Below are 21,982 nucleotides of genomic sequence, written 5' to 3'. Positions count from 1 at the left end.
CATCTGGGCATATAGTAATATATCACTACGCGAGAGGAAGACCACAATGACATACCTGAATGAGCATTACCCCAATTACGGCCCTTCATCATGGCCAAACCCGTATCAATCCACTTATACGCCATCGAATTGGCCTTATACGCCTTCCCCATGGTACCAAGAAGAGGATTCCTCTTACCGGGCCAAAGAGCAGCCGCTTACGTTCGTACTTGTCCATGGCTCGTGGGCGGACACTAGCTTTTGGGCTGGCATCGCTTCTGAGTTAAGCAAAAAAGGTCATACCGTCTACGTCCCTGAATATCCAGGACATGGCGCTGACCCCAATAAAAATGTCACACATGCGATGATGTCCAAATCGATCGCCGATTTCATCATATCTCATAATCTGCATAACGTTGTCCTGGTTGCACACAGCTTCGGAGGTACTTTGATTCAAAAAGTAGCAGAACTCGTTCCAGACCGCTTGAAGCGACTGGTATTTCTGAATGCCTTCGTTCTCAAAGACGGCGGTAGAGCCGCCGATGAGTTCCCTCCTCAAATTACGGAACAGTTTAAACACCTAGTAGAAAGCTCCAAAAACAACACGCTCATGCTGCCATTTGAACTATTTAGAGAAACGTTTACGAATTTAGGAACGCTGGAGCAAGCCAAACGCATTTATAGCAAAGCATCACCAGAGCCCGCTGGCCCTTTATTCGAGAAGTTAGATTTGAAGAAATTCTATAGCCTTTCTATTCCCAAAAGCTATATCCACATCACAGAAGATAATGTGATTCCTTTTGGCGATCCCAACTATGGTTGGCATCCACACATGTCCAGCAGGCTAGGTATCTTCCGCTTCCTGCAAGTCCATGGTGACCATATGACGACGCCTCAATATGAGCCTAAGCTCATTGCTGCCAAGATTTATGAAGCTTCCCGTGATTAACCCGTACGGTTATGACGAGCAAGCTGATGCCCCTGTCTTCGGATTGGCCTTCAGCCAATTCAGAATATCATCAAGATTGCGCACGGGAACGATCGGTAGATCGCCTGCGCCTTTTCTTGCATCAGCTTCATTCGCGATCGGGACGAAGAACACATCCGCATTCGTGCGACTTACGGTGTAGGCTTTCTGAACGAGTCCGCCAACGGGCCCGATAGAGCCGTCTGGTTCGATCGTTCCCGTCCCTGCAACGTGATGACCATACGTGACCCCACACGGGGTCAGTTGGTCTATTAGCGTGAGCGCCAGCATGGCTCCATGGGACGGTCCACCCTCATGCAACAGGTAATTGTGATAGGTCACGTGCTCAGGTATATCATATCTGAGCTCATTTGCAATCATAATTCCGATAGATGCTCGTTTTGGATCGTCTGTGCTCGCGCGCGTAGGAACGGTTACCTCAAGCTTCTTACCGCTCCGAATGACCGAGAGTTTGATCGATTCGCCAGGTTTAATCGCTTGCATTTGCTCACTTAGTTCCTGAACCATTGTGATGGGATGCCCATTCAATACGGTAATCACATCGCTGGGTTGCAGCACTTCCGAGGCTTGTGAATTCTGCAAGACAGCTGTTATTCGTACACCTTCCGGTAGAATGCCTTTGCCTAAACCCACTTTTTGGAAGGCAATGGCACTCCCCGCGGCATTCGCATCTTCCTTCATCGTGCGTACTTCCTGATTATATTCACTGATCGACATGCCTAACGATTCAATCTTTTCAAACGTGTAATCTTTAAAAAGCTTCGCATACAACCAATCCATCGGGAAGGCAGGCCGCTCGAAAATGAGCACACCTGAAATATCTCCATGCTTGGAACCGCCTTCGGCCTGTGCATAGCGATTCATGTTAAGCGTTATCCCCGGATAAGTAACTAAGTAGGAAGTAGGCCACAACATCAGCAGTAAGAGACTCAGTGTCACGCCAACCACGATGATACTCTGGCGTGGCACCTTACGTTTCCTTCTCTCGTGCAGGAACATATCTGTAAGGATAAGCAGCAAGCTAAGAATCAAAGCAGAAGCTGAGAATTCCAGTTTTTTGGGCATCGTGATCACGATAACCGTACTACACAAACAGACCAAACTGATAAGGCCGCGAAATACCTTCAACCTGCGTGAATGTGACGCTTTTAGATGCAAGAGAGCCGCTATCATCCATAATAAAGGAACAAGTGCAATCGCGTAGATTAGCAGATCTATAAGATCTATCCAATAGAAGCGCGTTCCCCATCTTAACGGATCTGGCAGCCAGACGAGTTCTCCAATCATAATTAACAGGAGGATGATACCAAGTCCCCAGTAGTACAGCTTGTGCCAAATCGCCATTGCACACATCCTTTTTTACCTGCTTAACTGTTGGACAACCTCATCATAAGAGAGCCTACCGCCGAAAATATCAAGCGCACTCCCAATCGTTATATCCAGTTTCCCTTGGGAAAGCTTTCTAAACAGAGCTACATCTTCAAATGAACGCGCTCCCCCAGCATATGTTGTAGGTATTGTAACCCACTCGGCTAAGGCGCTTACGAGGCTTTGTTGAATACCACTTTGCTTGCCTTCGACATCCACCGCATGAATAAGAAACTCGTCACAATACTGTTCGAAGAACTGAATTGTCTCCTGATTCAATTCCACATCACTTAACTGTTTCCATTGATTCGTCGCCACATACCATTTGCCGTCTTTTTCCTTGCAGCTAAGATCAATGACTAGTTTCTCTTTGCCGATTGCCGCAACAATGCGTTCTAAATGATCCATATTCAGCTGGCCATCACGGAAAATGTAAGACGTCACGATGACATGTGAGGCCCCTTGCTCCAGATAAAAGCTCGCATTATCCGCTTGTATGCCTCCCCCGACTTGCAGGCCGCCAGGGTATGCTCCAAGCGCTCTGAGCGCTTCTTCCTTGTTCCCCTCGCCAAGCATGATGACATGACCGCCAGTTAAGCGATCTTTTTTGAACATTTCTGCGTAATACACTGCATCATATGAGGATACAAAATTTTCAACAACAGGCTGGCCCTCGCCACCCAAAGTTTCTCCTACAATCTGCTTCACTTTCCCATTATGTAGATCGATGCATGGTCTAAATTTCATGACGTATGTTTCCCCTTTGATCTTCGTAATTCTTGTACGATTTTCCATCTAGTATACAAAATAAACAGCTGCTCCGTCCATCTTGGACGACAGAGATGCACGAGATACCAAAAAAGCCCTCCAAGGAGGGCTTACAGGTTAGAATTACTTCTTATCGAAGCCTTCTTCTTCCAAATACTCTTGTACTTCTTCATAGGACTCAAAGGCACAATCAAGGTTCTCTCCCGCGTAGATATACCATAAATCCTCTACGAACGTAACGCTCAATGTGTTGCCATCCTCATCTACCCAGATCTCTTCTTGCGAGTCTTGCGTTTCCTCGACCTTCGCAATCTTAGGACTACCGCTGCGAGTTAAAGACTGAATCGACTTCGCGATGATATCACGAAGCTCGTCTTCACTATAATCCCGAATGTTAATTAATCCTTTGGCATCTACCGTACAACCTGGGATGTATTCGGCATACACAAATCCATTTCCATTCGGGTGAAGATGATAAAGAACTGTTGTCTTCTCATAGTCACTTTCTAGATAATGAAAATTGATTCGTCCCAGTGAAACATCCTTACGCTGCAACTCAGGGAAGGATGCTGCAATTTCTAGCTTTTCGTCTAAACTAAGCATACATGCCCCCGTAACTTAATCGATCACTTGAATTTTGAACACATTCTCCAACTTACCGTCCGCTCTCTTCTTCAGGGGCACTTTAATATCTCTCCCAAGCTCTTTGAAAAAAGTCTCAACATCACATTGTACATTCGAAAGAACAACTTTAAATGAACCATCTTGGACGATATTCTGATTTGCTTCAGCTGGCACCGTAATATCAACTGCGTACTTCTTCGTTAACGTGTTAATATAACGACTAAAAATTTCAATGAGCTCCTCATTATTGAAATTTTCGATTACCACTTTGCCCTTGTTTGTAAAATTTAAATGAACGTTCACTTTTAAATGTCCCCTTTTCCTGTACACCCTGTATTTGCTTGTGGGTAAAAGCCTACATCGAACGAATAATGCTTCACTTCTATTTTACTTGTTTATAGGGGTATGAAGCAACACTAAAGCCAAATTCATTTTCTGTACACAAAAAGAAGCAGGTATTTCCCTGCCTCTACGGGTATTGCTTCTATACTAATTATGCCACATTTACCTAATTTCTACGCACAAATGGCACTAAGCTTTTTGAGAAATTCGTCTAATGCGTGTTTTAGCACGATTAATCGAGATGATTCGAAATTCGCCAAATGTCAAAATTCGCTGACGTACTTCTTCAGGAAAAGTTTGATGCATGACTTCCAAACGATCATCAAGCTCGTTATACCAGGGTAATAAATTCATTTTGATGACGAGTACTCGATCACTCACATCCCCACTCCACCTTTTCAATACAGGTTAACTATCTACGCCGACATCTTATTGGATTCACTTGCCCAGTAAATATTTCGCATACAGCATCGGGGTCTCATACGTTCGATAAAATGTTTTATTCAAATTTAAATGCTTATATTGATAACGCTGATCCCTGCCATTAATTTCAATAAGCCAAATTTCGCCTTGATCATCAATGCCGATATCCATCCCGACATCAGACATAGATGGGATTTTTTCGCTTAAGCTTTCTGCGATCTGTAAAGCTGCTTTCACAACCTGTTCCCTTTTCTGTACGGGGTCAAAACCATTACTTCGAAACAAATTTTCGCAGATCATGGCTTCTCCACCCCTAGCCAAATTCGTGACATGTCGGCCATTTGCAGCAATCTTACCAGCGATTCCTGTTACACCCCACTGTCCTTTGTCGCCACGTTGTACAGATACGCGCAAATCATAGGGACGGCCTTCATACATCGCAAGAGGAATTGTTTTTTGAATCAAATAGGATTGTCCCCTGACTTTATCATCTATAAAATCAATCGTTTGTTCTTTATTCAGTTGCTTAGGAATTTGTTTACTCCACCATACCTGCCATATCTGATCGGGCATCGCAGACACTTTCAGGACACCTATTCCTACAGAACTATTGGTAGGCTTGACGAAAAAGGAGTCATACCGGCTTATTGCCTTACCCAGATTATTACGTGTGTATGCCATAGTACTAGGAAGAAATGCCGAGCTTCCGGAACTTCCACGTAACATCCGATGAATGCGAAGTTTATCATGTCTATTTTGACCATTGAAAATTCGGCTTATCTTCGCTAGGTCTTTAAGTTTCTTTTGTGAATAAGAGGAAAGTGTCATCGCGCGGTTGTGAATGACTTTTGGAATTGGCAGCCGCTTCAACGTGTACTTTTTATTCTCATAACATAAGCCTAGGGCGGTCTTCGTGCTAATGTGCTTTAAACACATGTAAAATGGCGTCATCTCAAGCTCAATTGCCGCTTTATTATAGTAGTCAATATGCTCATATCCGGTTTGCTTCTGTAGAATGCCAAGATACGTTTTTCGATCAAGGAGGATGCCGATTACATTACGCACAATTTCACCACTCCCACTTAGGTTCATCCTACTACTGTATGCAACATAGGCCTAAAGGGTCCTCATTCACGTATGGAAATCGCGAGATTCCGTTCTTACATATATTCTAGTTTGACTCATGGGAAGTGAAATGCTACAATTCAAGCAAATTTGGATTCACATTGTCTGGAGGGGATGTACGTGAACCCTTTAACACGCAGATGCTGTTGGACAATTATGGTCTGGCTGATTCTCGCATTATTCGTCTTTCCTTTAACACCTCCTATCTCCAACCATACTACGGTCGAGACTGATGTTTTAATTTCAGCCAATTCCACTCAGGTCTTAACGATTCAACAGCAACCGCCATCGAAGGAAATCATCCATTTTTATGAGAATACGATCTACCTGTTTGACCAGTTTCACAAGCAATATGAGATAACGATTTTCGTCGTTTTCATCGTATTTCTAACTCATCTTTTCTGGAAAAAGCTGAAAGTGATCCTACTTGCGTTCCTCAAGTTCACCTCTTGTTATGCGGGCCTCATTCCTTCTTACTCATTAAAGTAACGAAATTGAATGATGAGGAAAAGAGGAAACTTTCATGGCTAATTCACAAGCACAAGCACATGCACATGCACAACATCAGAAATTAACACGTTTGAAATTCGCACGCAGAATTCTTTTTATGATTATTGGTGCCGCTCTAGTATCCATTGGATTGGAAATATTCTTAGTTCCGAATCATATTATTGATGGCGGTATTGTAGGGATTTCCATTATTGTATCTCATTTATCTGGCTTCCCTATTGGCTTATTTCTCGTTCTGCTCAATCTGCCTTTTGTCTTACTCGGTTATAAGCAAATTGGCAAAACCTTTGCTATATCAACCACTTTCTCGGTTATTATCATGTCGATTGGTACATCTTTACTTCATCCTGTTAAAGCCATCACCATCGATCCTTTGTTAGCCGCTGTATTCGGTGGGATTATCGTTGGTATTGGCGTCGGGCTCGTTATTCGATCAGGCGGCTCGCTTGACGGAACGGAAATTGTTGCTATTTTATTTAGTAAAAAGACTGCTTTCTCTGTAGGCGAAATTGTCATGTTTTTCAACTTGTTCATTCTTGCCAGCGCAGGATTTGTATTTGGTTGGGATCGTGCCATGTATTCTCTAATTGCCTATTATATTGCTTATAAAATGATTGATATCACGATAGAGGGTCTTGATCAATCCAAATCCGTTTGGATAATCAGCGATGAATATGAGAAAATCGGGGATTCCATTACCAACCGTCTGGGACGTGGAGTTACGTATCTCAAAGGCGAAGGCGCGTTCACAGGCGATGATAAAAAAGTCATTTTCAGCGTCATTACGCGGCTGGAAGAAGCAAAACTTAAATCTATTGTCGACGACTTAGATCCCAAGGCTTTCCTTGCCATCGGGAATATCCATGATGTGAAGGGCGGACGGTTTAAGAAGAAGGATATTCATTAATCGGATCGCACACCATTCTGCGCCGCACCTTTTTTCCTGATGTTGGAAATAACTGGATTTGGTACAGTTAATTTCACTCAAATCATGCTTTAAAAACGAATAACTGGATAACATGCAGCTAAATTGGTATCGACGACTCCAAAACGTAGATAACGGGCAAATTAACTGTAGGAAATCCATTTAAACACAAATTTCTGTGAAAAATCGTGATATTAACTGGAGATTTTCCAGTTAGCTAGCGGAAAGACACACTGAAAAGCCTACAATCCCACCATTGTGTGGATTGTAGGCTTTTTTATGCGCTTCAGCGCATGAATTCGCGAAGGAACTTGCCGTCATGGTTGCCAGCAGCCACAACTTCCACGTACGGTTTACCCTCACCGTCCACAGAGCGTGCCCTGCTCGCCCGTCACGCGCCGAGCCGCCTCCCATAAGGTCAAGGGCACCTTTCGCGTACTAAGAGCCGTGGCAGCAGAACACAGAGCCGTCACCGCTTAATAGGAGCATTGCCTCCAGATCCGTTATCTCGTGATATGTAAGCGCATACGGACAAGTCATCAACAAAACATTCGAAATAAGTCAAAGATATAGTGCATGGCCTCTTCTTCATCTTTGCCTCTCGTAAGCAAACGCAGTGTAGTGCCTGCTTTGATGGGAACTAACAACATCCCTAATACACTTTTCACATCAACCTTATGATGCTTCTCATCAAATTGAAAGTCGAGTGTGATATCCGAAATAAAATGAGACGATTTCGTAGAAATGGTAGATAAATCGCTTCTTTCTAAATCTTTTGCAACCATAAATTCATGTACACGCATGCTGCTCGACTTCCTTTCCATGACATTTGGCGGTTTGTGGATTGTCATTATGTGTGGTATTATACAAAGATATTTGTGAAAAGTGAAGTGTTGAATATGCCATTTATTGATAGTTTACTAGATTCCCACAAAAAAACCAGCCCAATCCCCCGACCTGTGGTCGAGGGATTTTTTTTCCTTCGGGAAACACTTCTGCAGGAGGTCATCATTCATGCATACTAACAACAAATCATCGGTTTGGGCTATTTGGCTTTCACTCATCAGTAATATTCTATTAACGATCATCAAAATTATTATTGGTCTCATTTTTCACAGTGAAGTTCTTCTCGCGGACGGTGTTCATAATGCTGGAGACATCATCGCAACCATAGCCGCACTAAGTGCAATGCGGATTTCCAAGCTCCCCGCCGATGAAGATCATCCCTACGGTCATGGTAAAGCTGAAGTACTAGGCTCAGGTTTCGTTGCGTTTATCCTCGTAACTGCCGCCCTTTATATCGGGTACCACGCGGTTGCCGCGCTATTCCATGAACCGAGTGCACCAAGTCTAATTGCTCTAATCGCCTCAGCCGTTTCTGTGATTTGGAAATATGTACTTTATGTGTACACCATGCGAATCGGACGCAGTACGAATAGCAAAAGCTTAATCGCAACTGCTCACGATCATATGGCTGATGTGTATGCTTCGATTGCGGCTGTAGTCGGGATTGGTTTGGCGTTTATCGGCAAAGCCTATGACATTTACTGGCTGGCTTACGGTGATGCAGCTGCCGGGGTAATTGTTTCTCTCTTGGTTTTGAAATTAGGTGCAGAGATGGCCAAAGAATCCTTCGATATTCTCATGGAAAAAACCGTCGATCAACACATGCTTTCGCAATTTACGGCGTTGATCGAAGCGGTTCCTCAGGTTAAGCGTATTGATCGTGTTCGTGCGAGAGAGCATGGACACTATATTTTGGTCGATGCACGCATCTCTGTTCCAGGTGAGCTGACCATTCAAGAAGGACATGACATCTCACGTGCGATAAAAAAATCGATTATGGATCAACACAGCGATGTGGACGAAGTCTTGATTCATTTGAATCCCTGGTATGAGGAGTGAAAGGTTGTTAGCCCTTCACTCGAATTTCTGAAGTGATTTTCTCTACAATCTCTGGCAGCGAACTTACACCAAGATCGCCTTCTCCCCTTTTTCTAACGGAGACGCTGCCGGAGTTTTTTTCATTTTCACCAACGATCATCATGTATGTGACTTTTTCAAGCTGAGCTTCGCGAATCTTATACCCTAATTTCTCCGTCCGCGCATCTACCTCCACCCGTATTCCCGCTTCCTCAAGAGAGGTTTTCACTTGCAGCGCATAGTCCAGGTAGTGATCGGAAACTGGCAATACTTTCACTTGTACAGGTGCTATCCACAATGGGAAGGCTCCTGCATAATGCTCTGTTAAAATCCCAATAAATCTGTCAATCGAACCATAAACTGCCCGATGTATCACGACTGGCCGGTGTTTGAGATTATCATCCCCGATGTAAGATAAATCAAATTTCTCAGGCATTTGGAAATCCAACTGGATCGTTCCACACTGCCAGCTCCGTTTTAAGGCGTCCAAGATGTGAAAATCGATTTTGAGCCCATAAAAAGCACCATCACCCGCATTGACGCGATAGTCAATCCCTCTTTTATCCAACACATGCTGCAAAGACTGCTCTGCCTGATCCCATAGCTTGCTTGAGCCCATGAAATCATCTGGTCGTGTGGACAACTCAATCCGATACTGGAAGCCAAACACGTGATATACGTGCGCAATCAGTTCAATGACGCGTCCGATTTCTTCTTCAATTTGTTCGGGCAAAACGAAGAGATGGGCATCATCCTGACAAAAAGTACGTACACGCATCATCCCATTCAGCGCCCCTGAAAACTCATGACGATGTACTTGACCGAATTCCGATAGGCGAATAGGCAATTCCCTGTAGGAGTGTAAGCTATTTTTATAAATAAGCATATGTCCTGGGCAATTCATCGGTTTAAGTGCGAACTTTGTATCATCTACATTTGTAAAGTACATATTGTCTTTATAGTGATCCCAGTGACCTGACTCCTCCCAAATGCGATTATTCATCATCAGAGGAGTACGTACTTCGTTATAATCTCTCAGACGCTGCAGCTCACGAGCGAAATTCTCAAGTTCGTTGCGAAGGATCATCCCCTTGGGCAAATAGAAAGGCATTCCCGGCGCTTCTTCTGAGAACATAAAGAGCTCCAGTTCTTTTCCAAGCTTGCGATGGTCACGTTTCTTAGCTTCCTCAAGCAAATGCAGGTGCTCATCTAGCTGCGCTTTCTTCAAGAAAGCTGTGCCATAGATCCGCTGCAGCATCTTATTCTTAGCGTCTCCCCGCCAATACGCCCCTGCGACTTGAAGGAGTTTAAAAGCCTTTATATAACCAGTTGATGGGAGATGAGGGCCTCGGCATAGATCGAAGAATTCACCTTGATCATAAATCGTAATCTTTACATCTTCCGGCAACTCACGGATGAGTTCTAGCTTATAAGATTCATCTGCCTGTTCAAAAGTTTCCATCGCCTCTTCCCGGCTGACCACTCGGCCAACAATCGGGATGTTCTCCTGAATAATATGGTTCATCTCAGCTTCAATAGCCCTTAGATCATCTGTAGATAATGGGTTATCAATATCGATGTCATAGTAAAAACCATCTTCGATGACGGGTCCAATACCCAGCTTAATTGCTTGCTGGCCATACAAGCGTTTGAGCGCCTGCGCGAGCACATGAGCTGTGCTGTGTCGATAAACGGATAATCCTTCTTTGCTTTCCAGTGTGATAATTTCGATATGACTATCCGCTTCAATCTGCTGCGCGAGATCAACCAATTTACCATTCATTTTGCCTGCTATGGCTTGCTTCTTTAGACTCGCACTAATGGATTCTGCCACTTGTACAATCGTCGTGCCTTGTACGTACCTCCTATTTGTGCCATCTGGTAAAATTACTTCCATTTCCATGCTTTCCATGCCTCCCTTTCCCAGTTAGTTGTGTACGAAAGATACAATCTAAACTTCCAATCAAACGCAAAAAAACGCATCTCTATCCCAGAAAGGGACGAGTGCGTTTAGCTCGTGGTTCCACCCTAATTCGACTTGCCTTGTATGCAAGTCCTTATTAGTATCCGGTATCGAGGATAAGACGGTGTCGCATACTTCCATAGTAGAAACTACATGGGTTCAGCATCACAGCTACAAAGGGGTAATTTTCAACCGGTAACAGGAGAAGATTTCAGCTATTACTTCTCTCTCTGGGCAGTTCGTGAAGAAAATCATGTCTTTGATCATAACTTGTTATGTGATTATGGAACTCATAATACCTAGTCTGACAGGTTAATGTCAAGAGGCGTTTGTGGATAAAATCATTATAACCATTCTCGTCTACACATACTTAACAACGGTGAACATGCCACCCGTCGGTTTCGTCATATTGTTTGAAGTATGATGAGGCATATGACAATGCAGCGGCCAAACACCCGGATTTTGCGCTGAAAATTCAATATCCACCGTAACACCGCTTGGCACAAGTATCGTATTTCGCAGCTCTCGATTGTAATGAGGGATGGTGTTCCCATCGGCTGCTGTGACCCAGAACTGATGACCGTGGAAATGAATGGGATGCGCGTTCATCCCGATATTTCCGAATCGAACGCGCATCTCCTCCCCGAATCGGACAGGTAACGGACTAGTATGCGGGAAACAGCGACCATTCATCGTAAAGAAATTAAAGCGATCCGACATCGTATCCAGCTCATAATGTCCAGCCTTCACCACACCTTTTGCCATACCTAGTAAATGATACTCTGACAGCATAATGAAATAGTCCCGCTGGACACTGCATTCGAATGGATCCTCAATAATAAAGCCTCCGCCCAAACCCATCAGCTCTTGAAAAGCCGTGTCTACATGGGTGTGATACATATGTGTACCAGGTGGATTAATAATTTGAAAATGATAATCAAAATATTCGCCTTGCTCAATATAGGGCGAAGGTTCCACGGCCGGCACACCGTCCATGCGATTTGGCACATCCAGCCCATGCCAATGTACACTGGTAGCCTCCGGCAGCCGATTATGTACGCGTATGGTCACCCAATCTCCAGGACATACACGTATCGTCGGACCCGGAATGCTGCCATTGTATCCCCACCCTTTGAAAAACACGCCTGGCAAAATCTCTTGAACAACGGGCTCTGCGACCAACTCAAAAAATTTCACGCCTTGCAGCATGACATAGCTAAGATCTTGTAGATCTGGTGATACGACCAAGGCATATCCCCCCGCTTCAACGCTTTATAATTCAATGTATGCGTCAAAGCCTGGGATTACCTCCTACGGATTACTTTCCTTCGAAGAATCGAAGATAGGCGCCGTAACCTTCCTTCTCCAAATCTGCCAATGGAATAAAGCGCAGTGCTGCGGAGTTAATACAATAACGTAGACCATTCGGACCAGGACCGTCATTAAACACATGCCCTAGATGTGAATCCGCTTCTGTACTTCTTACTTCGGTACGAATCATGAAATGACTCGTATCTGTGACTTCTTTCACTTGACCTTCAAACAATGGTTTCGTGAAGCTAGGCCAGCCGCAGCCAGAATCAAATTTATCTATGGATGTGAACAATGGCTCTCCAGAAACGATATCCACATAGAGACCTTTTTCTTTGTGGTCATGAAATTCATTTTGGAAAGGACGTTCCGTCGCATTGTTTTGTGTAACTTCGTATTGGATCGGTGTAAGTGCCTTCTTGCGCTCTTCTTTATCCTTCGCGGTGTTCCAAAATTGCGAAATATACGCATCGCGTCCTGAACCTTTGCGGTACGCTTTATAGCGAAGCGGATTTTTATGATGATAGTCCTGATGGTAGTCTTCCCCTGGGTAAAAGGCTTCGGCATCAATGCGCACGATTTCGGTTACGATGGGACGATCGAATCGACCACTGTCTTGCAATGCTTTTTTGGACGCCTCGGCTTTGGCTAACTGCTCATCAGAATGGGCAAAAATCGATGTACGATAGGATGATCCACGATCATGGAATTGTCCACCCGCATCAGTTGGATCAATTTGGCGCCAATACGTATCCAACAACTTTTCGTAAGGATACAACTCGGGATCAAATGTAATTTGAACAGCTTCTGCGTGCCCAGTTGTCTCTGAGCAGACTTCTTCATACGTCGGATTGCTTGTGTGCCCGCCAATATAACCAGAAACAACGGAAATAATTCCCGGAAGTGACTCAAACGGTGTCACCATACACCAGAAGCACCCTCCCGCAAAAGTTGCTTTATCTGAATGAACGCCTTGATTGTTATTTGTCATGTGTCATGCCACCTCTTTCTCAAAGTATCCTCTTATCATACCAAAAGTTACGGGGATAACCAAAAACACCGTTCCTCAAGTGAACGGTGCTCGTTTAAGCTAGTGCTATGTAGCCTACAGGTTGTTGAAAATGTCTGTAAGGACAGGCACGATTTGTGATTTACGGGAAACTACGCCTTTAAGAACAGCTTTGTTGTCCACAAGCGATACGTTGTAAGCTTTCTCAACTGCGTCCGCTTTACGTCCAAGAGCAAGACCTACGGAATCATTGTTCAAAATGTCCGTTACAACGAACAAGAACAAGTCTAGGTTTTTCTCAGCGATAATCGCTTGAAGCGCTGTTTCGATCTCAGCTTGCTGGGAAAGAACATCGTTCACATCAACCGCATTCACTTGTGCGATTTCTGTTTTGTAGCTGCCCATTTGGAATTCTTTCGCATCCAAAGAAATTAATTGAGCAACCGTTTTGTCACTAAGATCTGCACCAGCTTTGAGCATGTTCAGACCATACTCTTCTGCGTCTACTCCAGCAATAGCAGCTAGCTCACGAGCAGCAGTAACGTCTTGCTCTGTGCACGTTGGGGATTTGAATAACAAGGAATCAGAAATGATAGCAGAAAGCATCAAACCTGCAATATCTTTATCAATGGCAACGCCGTTTTCTTTGTACAATTTATTTAAAATGGTTGCGGTGCAACCCACTGGCTCCGCACGGTAGTAAAGCGGGTGGCTCGTCTCGAAGTTAGCAATGCGGTGGTGATCAATAACTTCCACAACACGTACTTGATCAATGTCGCTTGCGCTTTGTTGGCGCTCAACATGGTCAACCAAGATCACATTTGCCGCTTCATTCGCAACCGTTTGAACTTCACGTGGAGCAGCTACTTTAAAAGTATCTAACGCGAATTGCGTTTCGCCATTAATGGAACCTAGACGAACAGCTTCGACTTCTTGACCTAATTTAGTTTTCAGTGCAGCGTAAGCAATTGCGGATGTGATTGAATCAGTGTCCGGATTTTTATGTCCGAAAATAAGTGTTTTTGACATTGTACGACTCCTTAAACGACATATTTTAGCGAGTGTGGTTATCATCTCTATATACGATTATACTCAAACTTCTAGCTAAATCCACTACTAAACTCGGTATCTTCATAAACCTACTCGTGCCTATCCGGAGACTACATTGCAAATGGCCTATTCTGGCGTCGATTCTGACAATTGCTGCACCCAGTTCTCGAATGGCTTTTGACTGTCAACGACGATGCGATGCAACTCCAGCGGAGGTTGATCCGAAGATGCCCAGCCAGCCTGCGTCGTAAAAGCAAAGCGAAAGCCGGCCTTGCGTAGAATCCTTATTGTCGCGCGATTGTACTCGCCATATGGATAAGCGAACGTATCCGCTGGTTTTCCCAGCTCTTGTTCAATGCGCGCTCGCGCTGCGAGTATCTCTTCGCGCTGCGCCTTCTTGCTGAGCTTGGGCAGATGCGGATGCGTCACGGTATGTGACGCAATATCCCAGTGGGCTGCGCTCAGCTCATGTATTTGGGGCCAGGTAAGATAACCTGGCGTATGGATTAGACCCGTCGACACGTACAGCGTCGCCGGAAAGCCATGCTTCCGGAGGATGGGCAACGCCACCTCCGCGTTATTGGCATAGCCGTCATCGAACGTGAGTAGCACAGGGTGAGCCGGCGACGGCTGTTTGTGTGAGAGGACGCTGGCGAATTCATCCAGCGTCAATGGGGTGTAGTGATGCGCGGCCAAATAGTCCATTTGGCGCGCGAACGTATCGGGGTGGAGCACGTACGTGTTCCCCGGGGCCACCCCGATGCTGTGGTAATTCAGCACGGGGATGGCGATCCCGGGCGCGGCTTGTACTGGCGATGCGAAGCACGCCAGTAGGAGGCACACGAGCAGCGCGGCCGTGTGCACTTTCTTATTCTTCCAATGGAACCTCATAAGGTTCATTCTAGATCGCCTCCCCCGTATTGAACATATCCGTCCAATGATTGATCTCCTAAGCCTCCCCTATCTCCTCAACGAATATGCAAATAATCCCAGACTACTATAAGAACCGGACTGTAAGATAAATTCGGCATTTTCGAACTAATTGGCGCTACGTAAGTCAATTGACCCTATCGACTTACGTCTCTTCCCCTGCTAACTGAATCAACTTATTCACCGTCTCCCAATTCCGAGTGGTGGCAGCCACTCCTAGCTTCTTCTCGATGAAATTGTTGCTGAATTTGGAATCTCCGTAGTTTTTACGGATAAGCAGATACACAGTTAATCCCTTGACATGGTACTCGTCCACTTCACTCTGAGCTGCTTGCAGCTTGCTTAGAGCTGCCTCCGTCGGAGCTGTTGAGAGAAATGTGACATATCTTTGCTCATTTTCTTCCACATTTACCGTTACGTATGGCGTATCGCTAACCACCGCTTTCAGCTCCGCAGGAGTGCGAATGATGACTGGGATATCGAAGGTTAATTGCTCCTTCAGCTCATGGACAATGCGATCACGAAGAACCACAGGGTTCAGCTCATCACTGTCAAAAATCACATTCCCACTCTGGATATACGTACTCACCTGCGTGAACTCCAGCGATTCGAAGAGCTGTCTAAGCCTGTCCATTTTAATAATTTTCTGACCACTCACATTAATTCCACGCAGCATAGCGATGTACCGAGGCATTCAAACCCCTCCTTTTCAACTCACCATTTCCTACACTTACCCTACTTCATTCACACGCAACCCGCCCGAACGAGCAGCAATATAAGCAGCCACGCCATCCTCATCATTACTGCCCACAATCTCATCTGCCATTTGCAAAAGGTCAGGATGTGCATTCGCCACAGAAACTTTATAGCCTGCTTCTAGGAACATCCCGGTGTCGTTCAGATTATCTCCGAATGCTGTCACTTCCTCAGACGCACAGCCGACTAGTGCTGCCCATAAGCGCAAGCCCATCTGCTTATTTGCTTCAGGATGACTAAATTCAAGGAAATAATGCCCCTCTATGTAGTTATCCTTCATCAAATGGATGTGTACCTCAGAGCCAAATAATTCCTCAATTGCAGTCTTCAGTGGAAGCAGCTCGTAGTATAAACCGATATATGTCAGCATTAACGTACGGAGGACTTCCGTATTTTGGAGCTCATCCACCTCTTGGAATCTCGGATCATTTGGCCGACTAGCTAAAAATTGCAGATCTCCCGTGCGCTCCAACCTCTCGTGCATGACACGCTCATTATCCTTCTCATCGAGGGCGAACAGCAACGGCGTTATGCCCAGTGTTTTGCCCATTTTAATAATCGCATTGCATCGCTCACTGTCCAACCATCGTCCATCCAATACCCGTTTCTGAATAGGATCAAACAACATCGCGCCGTTGTACAAAACGAGCGGGTACCGCCACGGAATATCCGAAGCAACAGCTTGTGAGCTTTGATAGCTTCGTGCAGTTGCGTAACTTACAACCATTCCCTGCGCAAGTGCCTGCGTAAGAACGCTTATTGTAAAATCAGAAGGCTTAGCGTGAGATCTCAACAAGGTACCGTCCAAGTCCGTTAAGAAATAGGCTCTTTTCATCCGATTTTCTTCTCAAAGCATAAGCTGCTCTTGCTTCCTATGTATTCACCAAAACATGCGATGGGATAATACCCACATTTGGCATAAAACGCAACTGCCTCTGGCTGCGCTTCGCCAGCTTCTAGCCGAATTGTATGATGCCCAAGACGCAACGCTTCGTTTTCTAAAAAAGTAAGTAATTTCGTCGCAATACCTTGTTTTCTGTAACTAGCATCAACGAAAAAACGTTTCAACTCCGTACTACTCTGATCAATCGGGCGCAGAGCTCCACAACCGACGGGGATCCCATCGATTTGGGCAACCGCGAACGTAATTCGCTCCACCGAAGGATCATTAAAATCCACAAAATAAATATCCTCAATCGGATATCTTGCCAGCAGATCTTGATCTAACTTTGCTATCAACTCATGTAAAACAGGGTCCGAATGGGAAACGAATTTGATTTCCAAACTCATTGCGAGTCTCTCCTCCTAATGCTTTGTCTGTGTCAGAAGTCATTTTTATCCAAGCATTATAGCACAAACAACGTGTCATGTGCCCCTCTCTTGCACCATACTCATTTTCAAAATATGCCAATTTGATTTATACTAAAGTCAATTAATTCAAACGAGAAGGGATACAGATCATATGGCGCAGCAGCCTGCAGCGACAAATTATGAAATCGCACAAGTATGTTTACTCGCTGGTAAAATCATGCTGGAAAACGGCGGCGAAACCTATCGCGTGGAAGATACGATGACCCATGTTGCCGAAGCCTTTGGTATTCCGAATTCCCATAGCTTTGTCACACCTACAGGAATCATTTTCTCAATCGACGGTCCTGAGCAAACGACCCGATTAATTCGCATCTCTTCGCGATCCACAGATTTAAGAAAAGTAACCGTGGTCAACGCAATTTCTCGCCGTATCAGCCAAGGAGAGCTGTCACCAACAGCGGCGTATCAAGAGCTTGAAGCACTTAATTTAGATAAACGCAGGTATCCTACTTGGTTCCAAGCGTTAGCCGCAGCCATTGCCAGCGGTTGTTTTCTCATCATGTTTCAAGGGGAGTGGTACGACTTCATCCCTGCTTTCTTAGCGGGTGGAGCTGGTACGATTGCCTTAACTTATTTTCATCGTTTAGTTCCGATCAAATTCTTCGCTGAATTTCTCGCGTCCTTAATTATTGGACTTATTGCTTATTTAACGGTCAAAACAGGGCTCGGACATCATCTGGATAAGATTATCATTGGCTCCGTCATGCCGCTCGTACCGGGGCTTCTTATCACAAATGCTGTGCGCGATCTGATGGCAGGCCATTTCGTTTCTGGCGTATCCAAAGGTGCCGAAGCCTTCTTAACCGCCTTCGCCATTGGCGCAGGCATCGCTTTTGTATTAACATTTTATCCAGGGAAGGGGTACTAATATGGACATGTTGGAGCAGCTTGTAACAAGCTTCATCTCGACATCCGCTTTCGGCATCATTTTCAACGTACCCCGGAGAACCTTAGTGCAGTGCGGTTTTGTAGGCATGATTGGATGGATGCTCTATTTCTCTTTTCAAAAAGCACATCTGGATCCCATTTTGGCCACACTCATTGCGTCCTTTGTTGTCACGATTATTAGTCAATTTTTTGCGAAAATATATAAAACACCTGTTATCGTTTTCAGTGTGTCTGGTATTATACCACTTGTCCCAGGTGGATTAGCGTATGACGCCATGCGCAATGTCGTGCTAAACCATTACGATGTGGCCGTGCAGCTAGCTGCGAAAGCATTTCTACTCTCTGGTGCCATTGCGATAGGACTGGTCTTTTCGGAAGTCATCAATGTGCTTTTCAGACGTGCTAAAGCATAATTTCGCTCTATACTTCAATAATGACATTAAACTTGATAGGATATACCTATAACTTCATGCCTTTTATATCTTGGATTTTTTCCCAACTGCCCTTTACACTAGGGGTATAGAACCAATAAACCAAGAATAGGAAATGGAGTGGATACCCTATGAACGACAATGCAAACCATCACATTTTAACGAAATTCGATGAAATTGCCCAAAAGTACGATAGTCAACGAAGAAAGTTGATCCCTTGTTTTGATGATTTTTACAATACGGCCGCTTCGCTGGTCCAAGTTAACCATGAAACTCCACGTGTTCTTGATTTAGGCGCAGGCACTGGACTTTTCTCATCCTATATTCAACGCATGTATCCTCAAACGAAATTAACATTGATTGACCTCTCCACGGGAATGCTTGACATTGCCAAAGAAAGATTTGCAGAGGCGGAAACAGCTGAAGTCACTTACCTTGTCGGGGATTATTCGACTTTTGAGGATGCAGAACCTTTTGATGCCATCATCTCCTCTCTGTCGATTCATCATCTAGAGGATGAGGCTAAACAAGGTCTATTTTCGCGTATTTTCCAATTATTGAAGCCAGGTGGTGTGTTCGTTAATGCAGACCAAGTCTTAGGCAAAACTTCCAATCTTGATCGTCTTTACCGTTCCGATTGGGTTGCCAAAATTGAAGCAACGGATCTATCCCAAGAAGCACTCCAAGCAGCCTACGAGCGGACCAAGCTGGATAAAATGGCACCATTAGACACGCAGCTTGGCTGGCTTCGGGACTGCGGATTTGAAGATGTGGACTGTGTCTACAAGTCCTATAATTTTGTCGTGATGTATGCGCGAAAGCCGTAGCTCTCTCGCACTCTTTTACCAGATCATTGGTTTGGACACCATGAACCACATCATCGCGAGTGTTATAATCACATACCAAATCAAAGCTTTGCGAAGCTTGTTGACGAGAAGATTACGATCTTCATGTGGAGCTTTCAGCTGTCGTAATAGTGGAGAAAATGCACGTGCAATGAAGTAAAGCGAAGCTACCATGATCAGGACTGTAGCGACAATCCAGGAGGTTTTCCAGCTCCATGCCGTTATCCATGTCAAAATAATGCCTGTGGCGACCAGCACATGTCCTGCATGCTTTGTTAGTCGCACTGTAATCCGGAACGGCTCTAAGTAATCAGGAAGCTGTTCAAACGGAGCTCTACGGATTAGCGCAAGTAAAGGAAATAGGACGAAATAAGGGCCGATGCTTAATACAACGCTAAAAATATGGATATAAAGCATGACAATATACCAAGACAAGTTGATCATCCGTTCTATCTGTAATGTGAATAAACCGTGCGAATCCTAAGGATCCACACGGTTTTTTGTGTTATTCAGCTTTTTGAAATTCGTGTACCCATACTTTCATCTGTGGCAGCCATGGCATACCAGGGTGAATAGCAAGAATACTGTCGCGATACTCATCAACGGTCTCGTGACCTTCCATTTTGGCATGCTCAGGTGTCAAATCACCTAGTGCTTGTTGATACACATTGGTTACTGTAAAAGCTGTACCTTGCAAATCCATCGTTTCACCAATATCCGCATAACGCCCATTACGACGACAAGCTGTTTTTTGACCAGCAAGCACCTTGCTTACTTCTTCTTCTTTCGTTACAAGTCGATCGACCGAGCAGGTCTTTGGCGGTAAAGTTGCATTTACGTTCGTTTCACTCATGTTAGTTCCCTCCTTTTGCCAGTTTTTATTATAGCGAATCCCCTTCGCTTTGTCGAACTGAGGAGTTTATTCGAATCCGACTACCCAAATTATTCGTACAAAGCTTCCCTAAGCTTCGTCGACATGCTCTCCATTGAACCTGATGCAGCAGGCTTGACTCCGCGCAGGCGCGCGATTTCCGCTTTCAGTCTTTCATTTTCAAGTATTAGCGCATCAACCTTCACTTCGATTTGCTCGCGATCCAAGTGATCCCACTTCCCCATTCTTACACCTCCTAGCATGAAAATACCCCCTCCTCGCAAGTCGATCATCCCATCGGATTCTCTCCATGCATCAAAGGGGGCGGTTCCTATCGCTACTTGCTTATTTCGTGATATTGATTGTATATAGTCGAGCTGTTTCTTCCCAAACTTCGCCTGGCTCTAAGGAAACAAGTCCGATTTGATTCGCAGGCAGATCCACATTCGGCGCATTAACCAAATTCATTTGCGGCTCTGGGCAGAAGAAGCCTTCGGTTTTGCCATTGTTCCAGATCATCCATTGCTTGTAAGAAGTCCCTACATCATAGACTAGTTTGATGCCTTCACGTGCATCTGTCAATGCCATGAAGTTGCGGCTATTTTGCGGAACACTCGTATAATGATTATCCATGCCTTCGAAGAATGGCGACAGACCGCCAACTTTCATCTTCTCTTCATCCGCGGACAGCGCTTGATATTCGCCTGTTGGCAGCATACGCTCGTTCAAAGCCCAACGCTCACCGATCGTCATTTGGAACGTATAATCGGAAGGCTGACTATTGACAGCAAAAGGTGCATTAATCGTCGTATGGAAAGCTAGTAAGCACGGCATTGCTTCATTGCCCTCATTATGTACAGAAATTTGCTGATGCAAACCTTGCTCATTCAACGTGTAGACGAGGCGAATTGTAAAATCAAAAGGCAAGAATTCATGAACAGAATGTCCTTCACGAACTCGCAAGGCAAGTGCTACGCGACTTTCATTGCCATCACTGCTGAAATTCTCAACCGCCCATGGAATATTGTGCACAAATCCGTGCAGATGATTGCCAGTTTTAGGTTCATTGACTGGGAATTGAAAAACCTTACCCTGCCAAGGGAATTTACCATCCTCATAACGATTCGGCGGGAATAACACCGGAATTCCATGAACAATCGGACGTTCTTTAAACGCTTCCATCTCTTCCAACGCAGGCTCACGCAAAAAGCGATATTCTTTCTCTATATCACGAAAAGCAATCAGATTTGCACCCACATCTGGCAAAACAACCGCTTCATAACGTCCAGCTTGCAGCCAAATCGCTTGTTCTCCGTTGTACGTTCCTTCATATGCTTTGGTAGACATCCTCTTCATTCTCCTCCTAGTAATTGCTTGTCTTCTGTCCAAAATATGGTCGGACACATTGATTTCACTTTAGCCCATGTGCGTGAAAAAAGTCAATGGACGTAAATTGTTTTTATATCGATAAATGTGACTTTTCTGTGGGGTGCGATTTTCTTTCGAGATACTCGAATTTTTCGAGTAACTCCTACTCCTACTCCACCTCACAATTCTCCCAGTCGTGGCCTGATTGGTGCAT

General features: G+C 44.8%; 26 protein-coding genes. 7 read left to right on the top strand and 19 right to left on the bottom strand.

Going from position 1 to position 21,982, the window contains the following annotated elements; genetic code table 11:
* Nucleotides 1-46 precede the first annotated feature (46 nt).
* On the top strand, nt 47-928 hold the full coding sequence (locus AC58QM_RS32565) for an alpha/beta fold hydrolase (RefSeq protein ID WP_497288906.1): 882 nt from the start codon (nt 47-49) through the stop codon (nt 926-928).
* Nucleotides 929-937: 9 nt separating this feature from the next.
* Here AC58QM_RS32565 and AC58QM_RS32560 read toward each other — a convergent pair whose 3' ends face one another.
* The 6 genes from AC58QM_RS32560 to AC58QM_RS32535 form a co-directional block, all read right to left on the bottom strand.
* Nucleotides 938-2,311 (bottom strand): PDZ domain-containing protein, encoded by a 1,374-nt coding sequence (locus AC58QM_RS32560; RefSeq protein ID WP_497288905.1) that lies wholly within the window; start codon nt 2,309-2,311, stop codon nt 938-940.
* A 15-nt stretch (nt 2,312-2,326) separates the two neighbouring features.
* Nucleotides 2,327-3,082: a phosphoribosylformimino-5-aminoimidazole carboxamide ribotide isomerase gene (gene hisA, locus AC58QM_RS32555; protein WP_497288904.1), complete on the bottom strand. Its 756-nt coding sequence runs from the start codon at nt 3,080-3,082 to the stop codon at nt 2,327-2,329.
* A gap of 144 nt (nt 3,083-3,226) precedes the next feature.
* On the bottom strand, nt 3,227-3,706 hold the full coding sequence (locus AC58QM_RS32550) for a hypothetical protein (RefSeq protein ID WP_497288903.1): 480 nt from the start codon (nt 3,704-3,706) through the stop codon (nt 3,227-3,229).
* 15 nt (nt 3,707-3,721) lie between these two features.
* Nucleotides 3,722-4,030: a hypothetical protein gene (locus AC58QM_RS32545; RefSeq protein WP_056621264.1), complete on the bottom strand. Its 309-nt coding sequence runs from the start codon at nt 4,028-4,030 to the stop codon at nt 3,722-3,724.
* A 228-nt stretch (nt 4,031-4,258) separates the two neighbouring features.
* The gene (locus AC58QM_RS32540) at nt 4,259-4,450 is read right to left on the bottom strand and encodes a hypothetical protein (protein WP_497288902.1); all 192 of its coding nucleotides are present in this window, start codon (nt 4,448-4,450) and stop codon (nt 4,259-4,261) included.
* 57 nt (nt 4,451-4,507) lie between these two features.
* A complete protein-coding gene (locus AC58QM_RS32535) occupies nt 4,508-5,557 on the bottom strand; it encodes a YheC/YheD family endospore coat-associated protein (RefSeq protein WP_497288901.1) in 1,050 nt (349 codons plus the stop codon).
* A 180-nt stretch (nt 5,558-5,737) separates the two neighbouring features.
* Here AC58QM_RS32535 and AC58QM_RS32530 point away from each other — a divergent pair, with 180 nt between their 5' ends.
* A complete protein-coding gene (locus AC58QM_RS32530; RefSeq protein ID WP_497288900.1) occupies nt 5,738-6,106 on the top strand; it encodes a hypothetical protein in 369 nt (122 codons plus the stop codon).
* Nucleotides 6,107-6,140: 34 nt separating this feature from the next.
* Complete coding sequence (locus tag AC58QM_RS32525; protein WP_497288899.1) at nt 6,141-7,034, top strand: YitT family protein; 894 nt, start codon at nt 6,141-6,143, stop codon at nt 7,032-7,034.
* Nucleotides 7,035-7,591: 557 nt separating this feature from the next.
* Here the strand turns inward: AC58QM_RS32525 and AC58QM_RS32520 are convergent.
* A complete protein-coding gene (locus tag AC58QM_RS32520) occupies nt 7,592-7,855 on the bottom strand; it encodes an HPr family phosphocarrier protein (protein ID WP_497288898.1) in 264 nt (87 codons plus the stop codon).
* A 211-nt stretch (nt 7,856-8,066) separates the two neighbouring features.
* Here AC58QM_RS32520 and AC58QM_RS32515 point away from each other — a divergent pair, with 211 nt between their 5' ends.
* Nucleotides 8,067-8,957, top strand: coding sequence for a cation diffusion facilitator family transporter (locus tag AC58QM_RS32515; protein WP_497288897.1), 891 nt, complete (start codon nt 8,067-8,069; stop codon nt 8,955-8,957).
* Nucleotides 8,958-8,964: 7 nt separating this feature from the next.
* On the opposite strand, the gene thrS is transcribed toward AC58QM_RS32515, so the two are convergent.
* From thrS to AC58QM_RS32475, 8 genes are all read right to left on the bottom strand, one after another.
* Nucleotides 8,965-10,878 (bottom strand): threonine--tRNA ligase, encoded by a 1,914-nt coding sequence (thrS, locus tag AC58QM_RS32510; RefSeq protein WP_497288896.1) that lies wholly within the window; start codon nt 10,876-10,878, stop codon nt 8,965-8,967.
* A gap of 420 nt (nt 10,879-11,298) precedes the next feature.
* Nucleotides 11,299-12,186 carry a multicopper oxidase family protein gene (locus AC58QM_RS32505; RefSeq protein ID WP_497288895.1) on the bottom strand — a complete coding sequence of 296 codons (888 nt, stop codon included), beginning with the start codon at nt 12,184-12,186 and terminating at the stop codon, nt 11,299-11,301.
* Nucleotides 12,187-12,256: 70 nt separating this feature from the next.
* Nucleotides 12,257-13,240 (bottom strand): peptide-methionine (R)-S-oxide reductase MsrB, encoded by a 984-nt coding sequence (gene msrB, locus AC58QM_RS32500; protein WP_497288894.1) that lies wholly within the window; start codon nt 13,238-13,240, stop codon nt 12,257-12,259.
* Between the two features lie 114 nt (nt 13,241-13,354).
* Nucleotides 13,355-14,287, bottom strand: a complete 933-nt coding sequence (locus AC58QM_RS32495; RefSeq protein ID WP_497288893.1) for a manganese-dependent inorganic pyrophosphatase — start codon at nt 14,285-14,287, stop codon at nt 13,355-13,357.
* A gap of 147 nt (nt 14,288-14,434) precedes the next feature.
* The gene (locus tag AC58QM_RS32490) at nt 14,435-15,013 is read right to left on the bottom strand and encodes a polysaccharide deacetylase family protein (protein ID WP_497288961.1); all 579 of its coding nucleotides are present in this window, start codon (nt 15,011-15,013) and stop codon (nt 14,435-14,437) included.
* Nucleotides 15,014-15,383: 370 nt separating this feature from the next.
* On the bottom strand, nt 15,384-15,932 hold the full coding sequence (locus tag AC58QM_RS32485; RefSeq protein WP_497288892.1) for a DUF1697 domain-containing protein: 549 nt from the start codon (nt 15,930-15,932) through the stop codon (nt 15,384-15,386).
* Between the two features lie 36 nt (nt 15,933-15,968).
* Entirely contained in the window at nt 15,969-16,829 is an 861-nt protein-coding gene (locus AC58QM_RS32480) for an HAD-IIB family hydrolase (protein WP_497288891.1), read from the bottom strand.
* Nucleotides 16,826-17,284 carry a GNAT family N-acetyltransferase gene (locus tag AC58QM_RS32475; RefSeq protein WP_497288890.1) on the bottom strand — a complete coding sequence of 153 codons (459 nt, stop codon included), beginning with the start codon at nt 17,282-17,284 and terminating at the stop codon, nt 16,826-16,828. The genes AC58QM_RS32480 and AC58QM_RS32475 overlap by 4 nt, the downstream gene beginning before the upstream one ends.
* 172 nt (nt 17,285-17,456) lie before the next feature.
* Between AC58QM_RS32475 and AC58QM_RS32470 the strand changes: the two genes are divergently transcribed.
* The 3 genes from AC58QM_RS32470 to AC58QM_RS32460 all read left to right on the top strand — a co-directional run bounded on the left by AC58QM_RS32470 (nt 17,457) and on the right by AC58QM_RS32460 (nt 19,511).
* Nucleotides 17,457-18,233, top strand: a complete 777-nt coding sequence (locus AC58QM_RS32470) for a threonine/serine exporter family protein (protein WP_497288889.1) — start codon at nt 17,457-17,459, stop codon at nt 18,231-18,233.
* Between the two features lies 1 nt (nt 18,234).
* Nucleotides 18,235-18,666 carry a threonine/serine exporter family protein gene (locus tag AC58QM_RS32465; RefSeq protein ID WP_497288888.1) on the top strand — a complete coding sequence of 144 codons (432 nt, stop codon included), beginning with the start codon at nt 18,235-18,237 and terminating at the stop codon, nt 18,664-18,666.
* A gap of 149 nt (nt 18,667-18,815) precedes the next feature.
* Nucleotides 18,816-19,511 carry a class I SAM-dependent methyltransferase gene (locus AC58QM_RS32460; protein WP_497288887.1) on the top strand — a complete coding sequence of 232 codons (696 nt, stop codon included), beginning with the start codon at nt 18,816-18,818 and terminating at the stop codon, nt 19,509-19,511.
* A gap of 15 nt (nt 19,512-19,526) precedes the next feature.
* Here AC58QM_RS32460 and AC58QM_RS32455 read toward each other — a convergent pair whose 3' ends face one another.
* The 4 genes from AC58QM_RS32455 to AC58QM_RS32440 form a co-directional block, all read right to left on the bottom strand.
* Nucleotides 19,527-19,973 carry a DUF2269 family protein gene (locus tag AC58QM_RS32455; RefSeq protein WP_310224095.1) on the bottom strand — a complete coding sequence of 149 codons (447 nt, stop codon included), beginning with the start codon at nt 19,971-19,973 and terminating at the stop codon, nt 19,527-19,529.
* Nucleotides 19,974-20,034: 61 nt separating this feature from the next.
* Nucleotides 20,035-20,382: an ASCH domain-containing protein gene (locus AC58QM_RS32450; protein ID WP_497288886.1), complete on the bottom strand. Its 348-nt coding sequence runs from the start codon at nt 20,380-20,382 to the stop codon at nt 20,035-20,037.
* Nucleotides 20,383-20,471: 89 nt separating this feature from the next.
* Nucleotides 20,472-20,645 (bottom strand): hypothetical protein, encoded by a 174-nt coding sequence (locus AC58QM_RS32445; protein WP_497288885.1) that lies wholly within the window; start codon nt 20,643-20,645, stop codon nt 20,472-20,474.
* A gap of 100 nt (nt 20,646-20,745) precedes the next feature.
* Nucleotides 20,746-21,747, bottom strand: a complete 1,002-nt coding sequence (locus AC58QM_RS32440) for an aldose 1-epimerase (protein ID WP_497288884.1) — start codon at nt 21,745-21,747, stop codon at nt 20,746-20,748.
* Nucleotides 21,748-21,982 lie beyond the last annotated feature (235 nt).

This window comes from Paenibacillus sp. J22P165, from assembly GCF_059692015.1.
Note: the sequence above shows the minus strand (reverse complement) of the source record. Positions and strands in the feature narration are given on the sequence as shown.